The organism is Anaerosacchariphilus polymeriproducens, from assembly GCF_003363435.1.
GTDB lineage: Bacteria > Bacillota > Clostridia > Lachnospirales > Lachnospiraceae > Anaerosacchariphilus > Anaerosacchariphilus polymeriproducens.
Genome location: NZ_QRCT01000015.1, coordinates 1 through 13,288, shown reverse-complemented (window position 1 = coordinate 13,288; position 13,288 = coordinate 1). Strand labels below are relative to the sequence as shown.

Here is a 13,288-nt window from a genome sequence, read left to right as displayed (position 1 = left end):
ATTATTATGATACCCCGTGGGATTGAAAAAATCAACCTTAACAACGAATGAGTTGACCCTTTCTTTCTACCATAGATAATGCTCCATTTTCAACAATGATTTCACCTCTTAGTATTGTCATAACCGGTTTTCCTTTACCTTTTAATCTTGTAAAAGCGGAGAATTTATTTAAATAAGCTAAGGATTCATCCGTAATTTCCCAATGAGCTTTGGGATCAAGTAATACTAAATCAGCATCATAGCCAATTTGAATCTGTCCTTTGAATGCACCTAAACCAAATAGTTCTGCAGGTCGTTTAGCCATAGTTCTGGCAATAAAGGTCGGTTCAAGACCTCTTTTAACAACCCCTTCATTGTACATAGTCATTAAGCCTGTCTGAAGACCGCTTATTCCACCCCATGCATCAAAAGCTCCAAGGGACTCAGCCTTTTCATCAATTTGACTTGGTGAATGATCCGATACGATACAGTCGATCCTATCATTTTCAATAGCTTCCCACATTAAATTTAGATTGTTCTTTTCACGTATCGGTGGTGAACATTTATATACATTTCCGTTTTCTATCACATCTTCTTCTGTAAATATTAAATAATGAGGACAGGTTTCCAATGAAACCTCCACACCTTTATTACGATACTCATGAATCATATCCACAACATCTCTGTGGCTGACATGACAGATGTGTACCTGTGCACCTTTCTCCCTGGCAATTTCCAATATTTCCTGTGTAGCTATAATTTCTGCACTTAAAGGTCTTGCTTTTAAATAATCTTTTATCGAAAGCCGTCCCTCACGACGAGCTTTCTGTTCTTCATATGCAATTATATTATAATCTTCACAATGAAAACCTGCTAATGCATCCATCGATTTTGTGATTTCCAGCATATCTCTGATTTGACCGGTGAAAAGTGAAGTATAGTCTTTTCCTACTGGGCACATAAAGCTTTTAAATGCTTTTGCACCTGCTTTACGCAATCCTTTTATATCACTCCTGTTATAATCCACTAATGCTCCCCAAAAGCTATAATCAATATAGCTTGCAGACGAAACGTGTTTTGCTTTGATTTCAAAAATTTCTGCATTGGAAACTGCCGGTTCATTTTGCATCGGCATATCAACAATCGTTGTTACACCCCCTATGGCTGCAGCTTTCGTTCCATGAGCAAAGTCTTCCCGCCATGTAAAACCTGGATCATTAAGATGCACATGATTATCAATAATTCCCGGGAACAAATATTTTCCATCACCCTGAATGACTTTATCAGCTTCAATTGGTGATTGACTGATTAATTCAACTTTTCCGTCTTGGATACCGATTGACCCTTTAAATATATTTTTATCTGTTACAATCATAGCATTATTAATAGCCAAATGCATCATACGATCACTCCTTCCTTACTTTTCTATAGTGACTAAATCCGGTAATACTTTTTCCAATGCTTCTGGGTATGAATAGGAATAGAAATCCGGAACAGCATCAATATTTCCTGTTTCCATCATGAAATTTGCCATTGTATTCGTTCCATCAACAAACTCTTGATTGAATTCCATGGAATATACATTATTCCCCATGATTCGTTCGCATTCATCCACCTCCAGGTTAATTTTCCCTGCTATAATTTCTGCTGCTTCATGTCGGTTTTCATTAATATACGTTGTTGCTTTATTGAGTGCTCTTAAAACAGCTGCTACTTGCTCAGGATTTTCATCATAGAAGGCTTTTGTCGTCTGAACTGTCATATGAAAATCAATCCAGTGTACGTCACCCTTTTTTTCAGGTAAATTTGACTTGAAACCACTAAATAATAATTGACCTCCATTATCAATTGCTTTTCCCACCCATGGTTCCCAGCATGCCATGGCATCAATGTCACCACGCTCTAATGCTGCTATCTGATCTGCAGCCTGCAATGTTACAAATTCTATTTTGTTAATATCTACACCAAGTTCATCACACATACGGCGGATTGCAATATATACTCCTGCACCGGATGTCATTCCAATTTTCATACCTTCTAAATCTTTTGCTGATGTAATCTTAAGATCACCTCTTGCAACAACACTCTGAGTACCACCTGCATTCGCTAATGGTGCTAACAATGCAATTTCAACACCATTCGCTGCCAGAGATATATTGTTATAAGTTGATTGAAACGACAACTTTGCATCACCACTTGCTACTAAAGCAGCTCTTTCACTTGGTCCTGATAATAAAATGTTTTCTACCTCTAAACCTTCTTCTTCAAAATAGCCCATTTCTTTCGCTATAATTTGTTGGGCTGATACTTGCGGGTCAATTTCTCCATAAGCTTTAATCTTAAATAATTCTTTCGTTTCTGTTTCACTATTTGCTGAATTACTTTCTCCTTCTGTTGTTTTTGACGCTGTATCTTGACTTTCTTTCTCTTTAGAACAGGCTGCCATAGATAATGTAAGTACTGCAATTAATAAAATACAAATAAATTTTTTCATATCTTTGTCCTCCTAAATTTTGATTTATCCTTTATATTATCAAGATTTTTGACACTTCCCAAGCAAACATATGCCCAGAATTTCGGCGCCTGCATACATTTTTTTGACGTATCATCCATCTTAATAGCTAACTATTCAATAGCTCCATCCAATCCATCTTTTTTCCATTTAAAAATTATCTTTTCGATTCGAATAATAGCTGATAAAAATAATGAGTATAAGATTCCGATTAATGCAATCGCCAAGAAAATATCCCCGGTTTTAAACCAATTTCTGGCATTAATAATCATGAATCCAAGACCTTTATCAGCTCCCATCATTTCTGCTACAACTAATGCAGAAAACGTTAATGCTAAGCTCACTTTCATTCCAGTAAACATGTTAGGCAATGCTGCAGGTAAGACAATTTTAATAAAAACTTGCCGCTCACTGGCTCCAAGACTCATCGCACTTCGTATCCATATCGGATTTACATTTCGAATCCCATCAATTGTATAAGTTAATAAAGGCATAAAAGTTGCATAAGCAATTAATCCGACTTTTGAAGATTCTCCAATCCCAAACCAAATAATGAAAATTGGCAAAAAAGCATATACAGGTATCGGACCAATTAAATTCAAAAGGGGGCTAATGGTATTATCAAACATTTTTGATTTTGTAATAAGGATGCCTAGCACTAAAGCTACAACAACACCAGCAAAGAACCCTGCAAGTACCCGGTATACACTTGCTCCAATATGAACAAGCAGTGTTCCGTCCATTATGTATTTAACCGCTACTTCAATTACCTGCGTCGGTGCTGGTAAAAACTTAGGGTTAAATAACTCTTGTGTCTCATTAATCATGCATATAAACTGCCATCCAAGAAAAAACACGATTAGTGAAACGATTCGAATCACTTGATGGCGGTCAATTTTTATAAATGATATTTTTTTCCTTTGTTTATATTCCATTGTCTCTAATTGTACTCCTTCCATATCCATCCTCCTTCCTATTCGCTAAAAACGTTGTCATCACAATCGGTTAACAACTGTTCCAGTTCATGTACATAATTTTGAAAAGCTTCTGTTCTAACTTGTCTTGGTCTTTTAAGCTCTATATGTTGATCCAGTTTTACTTGACCATCTTTCAATAAAATAACCCGATCGGCAAGATAAACTGCCTCTGGTACACTATGAGTCACAAATATAATCGTTTTCTTCTTCTTTTGCCATATATCCAGAATCTCTACTCTCATCTTTTCACGGGTCATGGCATCAAGAGCGCCTAAAGGTTCATCCATTAGCAGCAATTTAGGATCTGTTGCAAGAGCTCTGGCTATACCGACACGTTGAGCCATACCTCCTGATAAACTACTTGGATATTTATCTTTATAATCAGTTAATCCAACTAAATCCACAAAATAATCTGCCCTTTGATCTGCATCTTTTCTTTTGGCAAGTTTTAAGCCAAAAGCTACATTTTGCTTGACTGTACGCCATGGAAATAATCCGTGTTCTTGGAAAACGACACCTTTTTCTGCCGATGGTCCTTCGATAGCTTTTCCATCAAGTAGAATTTCACCATTATCAGGCTTGGTAAATCCTGCAATCAAATTCAACAATGTAGATTTACCACATCCACTTTTTCCAATAATGCAAATAAATTCATTTTCTGAAATTTTAAAATCAACATCATCCAGTACATAAAATCGGTCTGATTTCAGTCCTTCAAAAGTTTTGAAAACTCGTTTCACTTCTAACGTTGCCATATCCAGCACCTACTTTCTATCAATGGGATACCCGACTATGGGTATTTTTATAAGATAGAGTCTGACTCGTCAGACCCTAGCGCTGACGCACTGTCACTTCAGTGACATATTTCCTTGTCGCGTCATTTGCATCCTGCCCGGAGGGCTTTTTTATCTTATAGGACATAATTTCCTATAAGATAAAAACGAGGCATACAAATAGATTTTTCTATTTATATACCTCGTTGTATGTTATTATTATGTATAAATTACTAACTTTTTTGTATGTCAAACACAATTTATTCATTCGCTAATGTCAGCAGACTTTCTGCTAATATTTCTGTTCCTAATTTAATATCTTCAAAATCTGTCCACTCATTAGGATTATGGCTTAGTCCCCCTTGACTGGGAACAAAAATCATTGAAATTGGTGCAAATTTTCCTACAAATATGGAATCGTGATACGCTCCACTAATCATTCTATTATAATCAATTGATTTTCTTAAACATATCTTTTCAATCATACTATTAATATGATTATCACAGTGCATCGGCTGATCATGGTTATCGACAACATAATGTATACTTACTTGACGTTTGCTTTCAATTTCCTTGAAAGAGCTTAGAAGCTCCTGAAGAACTTCTTCTTTTACTGCCATATCGCTATCCCTTAAATCAATGGTAAAAGTTACTTTTCCGGGTATGGCATTCGATGCATTGGGATAAACCTCCATGAATCCAACAGTGCCTACCGTATGCTCACTAGATGAACCTTTAGCTAATGCTTCCACTTTTAAAACAATCTCAGAAGCCGCTGTTAGTGCATCCACTCTTATTGGCATTGGTGTTGAGCCCGCATGTTCCTGTACCCCTTCTATCGTTACGGTTATATTCGACGGACCTGCAATAGCATCGACAATGCCAATGGGCTTGCCTAATTGTTCTAATACCGCCCCTTGTTCAATATGTAATTCCACACTTGCATATACATCATGATTACTTTTTTTGATTAAATGAAAGGCATTTAAGTCATAGCCCAAACGTTCTAACACTTGTTCCAGACTTTCTTCATCCTCATCACAAATCTCTCTTAAGTCTTTACGTTGTAATTCTCCTGCTAAAGCTCTACTTCCCAGGCAACATAATCCGAATCTTGTTGGTTCTTCAGATGTAAAGACTACTGATTTAATGGTTCGTTTATGTTTCATACCGGCTTCTTTAATCATTCGTTGTGCTTCCAACGCCGCTATAACACCAGCCATTCCATCAAACTTTCCTGCATGCTTTACCGTATCAATATGAGAACCTGACCAGATCGGTGGAAGCTTTGGGTCTTGTCCTTCCAAAACACCAAATATATTGCCAATCGCATCCTCTTCCACTGTTAAGCCGTTCATTTTCATTTTATCCTTAATATATTCTCTTGCTTCTAATTCAACATCTGTAAACAAAATCCTTGTCGTACCCTGGCCCTTAGTGCTGTTGAATTGATCTAATTCATTAATCCCGTTCTTGATATTTTCTAAAGAAGCATTCATAGTGAACATCCTTTATAACTACTGCTTATATTAATTGGCTTGCCTTTAAGAAAAGCTTTGACATTATCAAATGTAATAATAGCACGTTTCACTAATGATTCCTTGGTTGCAAATGCAACATGCGGTGTTACAATGGTATTCTTTGAATGCAGCAACGGATGGTTCTGATTAATCGGCGGCTCAATTTCAAATACATCAATACCTGCACCTGCAATTTGACCATTGTTTAATGCGCTTGCTAAAGACTGACTATCCACAACCGGACCTCTTGCAGTATTAATCAATAAAGCTGTTGGTTTCATTAATTGAATTTCTTTAGCACCAATTAAATGCTTACTTGATTCATTTAATGGTAAATGTAAGGTAACAATATCACTTTCTTTCAATAAGGTCTCCAAATCAACATAACGAACACCTTTTTGCTCCAATGCTTCCTTTTTTGTTCGACTATAGGCAATAACCTGACATCCGAAGGCTAACGCAATATCAATGACCTGGCTTCCTATCGCACCTGTGCCTACAACACCAAGGGTTTTTCCTGCCATTTCAAAACCGATTAGCCCTTGTTTTGTTTTTGAATCTCTAGTTGCCAGGTCACATGCCAACATATTTCGATAAAGACCTACCATTAATCCTATCGCTAATTCTGCAACCGCATTGGTTGCATAACCCGCCGCATTAGATACAATGATTTGTCGTTCATCGCAGTATGCAACATCAACATGATCCACACCGGTAAAAGCAACTGATATCATTTTTAACTGCGTACATTGTTCAATCACTTCTTTTCTAAACGGTAGATTGGTAAGGATAATAATATCTGCGTCCTTGCCTCGTTGTATCAGTTCCTTCGTATCCTCTGTTCTTGAATCATAACTGACAAATTCATGACCGCCTTCTGTTATTCCACGGCTTAATTTCTTAAGTTCAGCTTCTTCAATTCCTAGTGGTTCTATTAATACTATTTTCATCTATCATTCACCTCTCATTCTTAACCTTTACAGTTCCACATCACGATTACAATCTTTTGAGTAAATATATGTAAATCGATTTAATCCAACACCATAGGCACCTTGCGTTACATATGGTCCGAACCATATAAAATCGTCTTTCTTGATCGGCATCCATTCATTGTCTAATAAATACATGCCCTCACCTTCTAACACATAAGCACCGTGTTCTTGTACATGCGTTTCTACAAAAGGATGACACCCTCCTGGTTGAAAGCTTAGAATGTGCATGTTCATATCAAATCTTAAATCAACCGGAAGTAAATCTTTAATTTGCACATTTTCCATGGAATCATAATTCTTATACATTATTTCTTCAGTATTTCCCCATACAACCGGTGGTATCGGTTCACCTTCTAACGACACATACTTTTGCTTGTAAAGCAATAACTTAAGCTCTGAATTATCTTTGTCATTAAACTCTATCGCTTCATTAACAGATGCATAGACATACACACCTTTTGAAAGGTTTTTTCTAGTACCATCAACCACACATTCCCCTTCACCGGAAAGGCAATATAGGAACTGCTCCACATCTTTTTTGGCATCAGATATTTGATTCTTAGTAGCTTTTCCCTCTAATCGGATCAGATACTTTGCAAAACCTGCACCGAGCTTTGGTGATGCAAGGATACTGACTTTGCATGCATCCATACCCGGCACCACATTTTTAACCAATCCTTCCGGAGGGATTACTGCATACTTTCCGACTTCAATCTTACTTCTTGTTGATAATATATCTTTTGGATAACCCATTACATCACCTCATTCATTTTTATAATCGCTTTTTCTGTTATTTCAATAGCCTTTTCAATGGTATTTTCTTCACTATATTCATCCGGATGATGACTGATCCCATTAACACTAGGTATAAACAACATTCCAGTAGGAATATATGGTGCAATCGCTAATGCATCATGACCGGCTCCGCTGGACATTCTAATATAATCAACATGACATATCTGACAGCTTTGGCAGATTATTTCTATCAATTCATCATTTAATTTCACAGGATCAACAGATAATTTTTCTTCAATTTCATAATAAATACCGGTTTCTCTTTTGATTTGTTCCGCTTTTTTTATAATAGCTTCATATACATTTTCAATCGATAAACGGTCTATCGATCGTATATCAATTCCAAAAGAAACCTCTCCGGGAACGACATTGATTGCATTTGGTTTAACTGCCATATATCCAACTGTAGCGACTGTTTTTATTTCTTGAACCTTAGCAGAATCACTAATAATTGATATAATCTTGCTTGCACTATCAATTGCATCTTTTCTTAAATCCATTGGTGTAGTGCCTGCATGATTAGACTGGCCTTTTATCGTCATCAAATAACGTTTCATGCCTACAATACCTTCAACAACACCAATATCAAGACCTTCTTTATGAAGTATCGGTCCTTGCTCAATATGAACTTCAATAAACGCTTTTATGTCTTCATGATTCCTCTTTGATGAATGAAGCCCTTTTGGTTCATAGCCACTATACTCCATGGCATCATAGATACTAATGCCTTCTTCATCTCTAAATTCAATCAGTTCTTTATAATCAAGTTGTCCAAGCATTGCTCTGGCACCTAAAAAACCATTTCCAAACCGAACACCTTCTTCATCATTCGTTGCAAGAATCTCGATATTGTAATTTGGTATGTAGCCTTTTTCTTTCAGACGCCGAACCACTTCGAGACCAACGGCAATCCCTAATGCACCGTCATATCGTCCGCCATTGATTACTGTATCATAGTGAGAGCCAATGAGAATCGTTTGATTTTTCGTTCCACTACCTTCCCATTTACCATATATATTACCAAATGCATCTGTTGTCACATCTAAGTCTAATTTTCGCATTAACTTTGTTAAATACTTTGCTGCTTCCACTCCTTCTTTCGTAAAAGGTAAACGTGTAACACCATATTCTGTGGAACTATACCCAGCCAGATGATCCAATACATTCTGCACTTCTCCCATCGTTTCACCTCTCTTCAAATATTAATTGATTAAGTATGAAACTATTATAAAACGTATCTCATATTCTGTATTGTGCTTTGTGCACAAACTTGTCCCGTTCCAATCAACTTTTTGCACATAAGTCTTATATTGTTGTTGTTTCTTTAGGCTCTTTCTTTAAAAGAATTATAAAATTAATCCATAAGATAAATTTTTAATCGTTAATGCTAAAACATTTAATCCATTTACAATATCTTCATTTTTTGTATATTCTTCCATTCGATGACTAATTCCTTCTACACTAGGAATAAATATCAGACCTGACGGAATGTCATGGCTGGACATAATTTGCACATCATGTCCAGCTCCGGATTTAAATTCCATTTGTCTTAAACCTATTTGTCTCGTTACTTTTTTTATTTGCTCATTTATTTCAGTACTCAATTCAACAGGTTCTATTTTCACTAGTTTTTCAAACTCGATATGTACACCACGTTTTTCCTCTTCTCGTTTCGCATAATTTGTAAGATCCTCCAGCATTTGGTTAAATACTTCCGGGTCATGGTGACGCATATCATGAATCAATTCTACTTTTGAAGGAATGATATTAGTAGCGTTTTTAGCGTTAATTGTATATCCAGTTGTTGTAACACCTTCATATTTAATACCTAAATGTTCAACAAAACTAATAATTTTGGCTGCGCAGCAAAGCGCATCTTTTCTTTCAAACATAGGAGTTGTTCCTGCATGATTAGCTTCTCCCACAATCACCATGCGAATTTTCATTTGCCCCGGAATATGTGTACAAATACCAATTGGGATTTGAGTCTTTTCCAAATATCTACTTTGCTCAACATGCAGTTCAATCGCAGTTATGATATCATTTCTTTGACATCGGTCAAGTTCTTTTTGAGAAAAAGGTTTTAATCCAATAACTTCTCTTGCTTTAAAAAAACTGATGTTTTGTTTATCCTTCAATCGTTTCAGATTTTCATATTTTAAATCGCCAAATAATGCCCGACATCCTAGGAATGTTGTCTTAAATCTGGCTCCTTCTTCTTCCGCAATACAAATAACTTCTAAGGATACTTCTGGTGTTCCGAATTTCTTTTTTAACATACCCAATGCTTCAATACCCGCAAGAATACCAACAATACCATCATAGGCCCCGCCATTTTCGACTGAATCAAAATGGGATATGATCGATATGGTTTTTGACCTATTATATCCTTCTAATCGGCAAAAAAGGTTTCCTATTATATCTTCTGATACTTTCAAACCATCTTCTATGGCATATCTTTCTAACGCCTTTTTTGTTTCTACCCATTGTTCATTATATAATTGACGATTGTTTCCAATATTTTTTATTTCCTGAATTCGTTTTAATATCTTCATTTTATCTCCAAATCATTTAAAAAAGTTCATGTATCTCTATCAAATCTTTTGCATAAAGACCCATTTGTATCCTCATATTGTTGTTGCCGTCTTCTAAATCGTATGCCAAAATTTCTCTAATCTTATCTAAGCGGTATGCTAGTGTATTTCTATGTAGATGAAGCTTTTCTGCTGTTTCTTTTGATTTAAAGCTGCAATTAATAAATTGTTTTAGCGTAACTACCAATTCACTATTGCTCTTTTCATCAAATTCATTTAACTTGCCAATTGTATCATCATATAGTTCAGTTAATTCACCAAAGGACATCCCATCGTTTAATATATGATATAAAAAGTCATCATAATAAGAATATATTTTTTTGTCCTTATGTATTCGTTCACCCAAATTAATCGCATCAATGGCCTGTTTAAAACTTTTCCCCACTGTGCTAATGCCTTCATAGCACTTTCCAATACCACACTGTATTTTATACTCCGAACCAGTTGCATGAAAAATGGCTTCAGTGACTTCTAGTCCATATCTGTTTAAAATTTGATTCTCCTTATCATGATTAAAAAACAAGTATAAAATTATATTATTGTTATGACTGAACCGATAGCTGTTCAGGCTTTTTTCTTTACAAACTTTATTAATCCCCTGAGCCAAGGCTACTTCCTGCTTATGTAGGTCATTCCGGCTCATATTGGCCTTCCTGGCTGGTTTGATAATGATACATATTCGTTTCACTGAATAATCGAATCCATTCATATCACATAGTGCAGCCAATTCTTTCGAATCGGTAATGTTTCCCATTAAAACATAGGTAACAAAATCCGAGGATATACCTCTTGTTTTTCGTCGATTAAAAAGAACTTTTATTAATTCCATTTTTAGAATAGTTATTAAATACTTTTCTAATAACAAACTTTGTATTTGATGATTCCAATGTTCATTAATTGATATAAAACAATAACCAATTATATCTTCTCCATCAGCCAGCTTAAAAAGTCCAAATTTTTTAAATTTTTGTAATAATTCAGGTTTAAATATATAGATATCTTCATATTCATACATAAATGCTTCTTTTATTTCATATTGTTCATGATTGGAAAAGAGAAGCATTCCTCCTGATAATTCGCTGAAATATTGATCGCCGTTACTAATTTCCGACCCTGATTCCGAGAACTCAATTAAACGAAATGACTCATCGACAATACCGATTGTCAATTGGAGCAAAGCAGACAGTTCGTCCAGCATTCTTTTCAAACCTACGTCTTGAGATATTAAATTCATAAATCGAATCATAACGTCTTGATTGTTCATTTAAGTCCTCCATTATCTTTTATCTTACTTTAGCAGACTTAAAAAATTGTCGTATAACCCATATCTTTCTCTTGTTGCATCCAAAATATGTCAATCCAATAATTTAAGTTCCTTTAGTATTGTTTGAACGTGCATAGCACTCCTCATTTATTTTATTATTTTTAATCCCAATTTTTAATAATATATTATATATAATATCATTACTGATTAAATTCAGCAATTAATTACAGTGAAATGTTTATTTCATTGTATAAACTCTGATAGATTAATATATTTCGCACAAACTTTTTTAATGTTTATAGGACTTAAGGAATTGTTGTGACAAACTATAAAAAAGGAGTATTATAAAAAGTTATAATTCTATTTGTTCCATTGGGGTATACATCATGGAATCGTACGCTTCAATGGCTTCTGCATCTGCTGTATTTCCAATATTGTTTTCAAAATCCTATCCACTAAGTCATAATATAATAAATATTTTACATATAATATGGTTATATTATAAAAATATGGTAAAACTAATAAAAAAATAAGACGAGGTGGTTTGATATATTTACGAAAAGTCGAATAGCTGTATATTCAGCTCAAATAGATAAGACAGCTTATAAAAATTTATTTAGAAATCTATTTTCTGAAACCTGTACCATAAAATTCTGGGACGGAGAAGATATCACTTTTGGCACAGGGAACAGTGCTTTTAAAATTATTTTCAATGAACCCTTGCCTATATCTGACATAATTACAAATCCGTCCGTTACTTTAGGAGAAGCTTATATGCATAAGCAGATTGAGATTGACGGAAACATAAAAGATGTGATAGAAGCTATATATAACAATCCGAAAAGCTTTTTACGAAACAAAGGAAAGCTTAACAAGTTTATAATACCAGTAAAAAATTCCTTGCAAAAAAGCAAAAAAAATGTCAGCTTTCATTATGATATTGGCAATGACTTTTACCAATTATGGCTGGATAAAACCATGACCTATTCCTGCGGTTATTTTAAAACAGAAGCTGATACATTAGATCAGGCACAAGAAAATAAAGTTGACTATATCTTAAAAAAGTTAAATCTACAAGAAGGAAATACCCTGCTTGATATCGGCTGTGGATGGGGAGAATTAATTATAGCAGCTGCCAAAAAATATAATGTGAAAGCAATGGGTATTACGTTGAGCTCTGAGCAAATGGAAAAAGCCAATAAAAGGATTGAAGAAGAAGGTCTAAAAAATCTTGCGGAAGTCCAGCTTATTGATTATCGTCAGATTAAAGATCGATCTTTTGACCGGATCGTTAGCGTAGGAATGATAGAGCATGTCGGAAAAGACTGCCTTCATGAATATTTCATGTCGGTAAATAAGCTATTAAATAATGGCGGTATTTCTTTATTGCACTGTATTACAAGCTTAAAAGGGGGAAACAACCCGTGGTTAGAAAAATATATCTTTCCAGGTGGATATGTACCTTCCATGTCGGAGCTTGTTACTATAATAACTGATGAGTCCTTCCATCTTATTGATTTGGAAAGTTTAAGGAGACATTATGGCAGAACGCTTGAAAAATGGACTGAAAACTTTGAAAATTCCCTTCCAACCATTAGTAAAATGAAAGATGAAACCTTTATAAGAATGTGGAGACTCTATCTGAATGCCTGTGCGGCTTCCTTTAATTCAGGTAATATTGATATACACCAATTTGTTTTTTCAAAAGGAATTGCTAATGAGCTTCCATGGACTAGAGAATATTTATACAATTAATCAAAACAATGATAAAAAAAGGGGCTGTGAAAAAACACCCTAATTAAAAAGAGGATTTTCAATTCACATTAGTGAGTTGGAAATCCTCTTTTTGTGGTAAAATTTAACTGCATATGAAAAATAAAAC

General features: G+C 35.0%; 11 protein-coding genes. 1 reads left to right on the top strand and 10 read right to left on the bottom strand.

Going from position 1 to position 13,288, the window contains the following annotated elements; genetic code table 11:
• Positions 1-37: 37 nt before the first annotated feature.
• The 10 genes from allB to DWV06_RS05980 form a co-directional block, all read right to left on the bottom strand.
• Positions 38-1,381: an allantoinase AllB gene (gene allB / locus DWV06_RS06025; protein ID WP_115481282.1), complete on the bottom strand. Its 1,344-nt coding sequence runs from the start codon at positions 1,379-1,381 to the stop codon at positions 38-40.
• Between the two features lie 15 nt (positions 1,382-1,396).
• Positions 1,397-2,473 carry an ABC transporter substrate-binding protein gene (locus tag DWV06_RS06020; RefSeq protein WP_115481281.1) on the bottom strand — a complete coding sequence of 359 codons (1,077 nt, stop codon included), beginning with the start codon at positions 2,471-2,473 and terminating at the stop codon, positions 1,397-1,399.
• Positions 2,474-2,604: 131 nt separating this feature from the next.
• Positions 2,605-3,450 (bottom strand): ABC transporter permease, encoded by an 846-nt coding sequence (locus tag DWV06_RS06015; RefSeq protein WP_235828902.1) that lies wholly within the window; start codon positions 3,448-3,450, stop codon positions 2,605-2,607.
• Between the two features lie 14 nt (positions 3,451-3,464).
• Positions 3,465-4,223, bottom strand: coding sequence for an ABC transporter ATP-binding protein (locus tag DWV06_RS06010; RefSeq protein WP_115481280.1), 759 nt, complete (start codon positions 4,221-4,223; stop codon positions 3,465-3,467).
• Positions 4,224-4,501: 278 nt separating this feature from the next.
• Complete coding sequence (locus DWV06_RS06005; protein ID WP_235828901.1) at positions 4,502-5,740, bottom strand: M20 family metallo-hydrolase; 1,239 nt, start codon at positions 5,738-5,740, stop codon at positions 4,502-4,504.
• Positions 5,737-6,711: a 2-hydroxyacid dehydrogenase gene (locus tag DWV06_RS06000; protein WP_115481278.1), complete on the bottom strand. Its 975-nt coding sequence runs from the start codon at positions 6,709-6,711 to the stop codon at positions 5,737-5,739. The genes DWV06_RS06005 and DWV06_RS06000 overlap by 4 nt, the downstream gene beginning before the upstream one ends.
• 27 nt (positions 6,712-6,738) lie before the next feature.
• Positions 6,739-7,506, bottom strand: coding sequence for a (S)-ureidoglycine aminohydrolase (gene allE / locus DWV06_RS05995; protein ID WP_115481277.1), 768 nt, complete (start codon positions 7,504-7,506; stop codon positions 6,739-6,741).
• Complete coding sequence (locus DWV06_RS05990) at positions 7,506-8,729, bottom strand: M20 family metallo-hydrolase (RefSeq protein WP_115481276.1); 1,224 nt, start codon at positions 8,727-8,729, stop codon at positions 7,506-7,508. Before DWV06_RS05990 ends, allE begins: the two co-directional genes overlap by 1 nt.
• A gap of 165 nt (positions 8,730-8,894) precedes the next feature.
• Positions 8,895-10,103, bottom strand: a complete 1,209-nt coding sequence (locus DWV06_RS05985; RefSeq protein ID WP_115481275.1) for a M20 family metallo-hydrolase — start codon at positions 10,101-10,103, stop codon at positions 8,895-8,897.
• Between the two features lie 16 nt (positions 10,104-10,119).
• A complete protein-coding gene (locus DWV06_RS05980) occupies positions 10,120-11,406 on the bottom strand; it encodes a PucR family transcriptional regulator (RefSeq protein ID WP_115481274.1) in 1,287 nt (428 codons plus the stop codon).
• Between the two features lie 549 nt (positions 11,407-11,955).
• On the opposite strand from DWV06_RS05980, the gene DWV06_RS05975 reads away from it, so the two are divergent.
• Positions 11,956-13,161, top strand: a complete 1,206-nt coding sequence (locus tag DWV06_RS05975; protein WP_456297934.1) for a class I SAM-dependent methyltransferase — start codon at positions 11,956-11,958, stop codon at positions 13,159-13,161.
• The last annotated feature ends 127 nt before the right edge of the window (positions 13,162-13,288 follow it).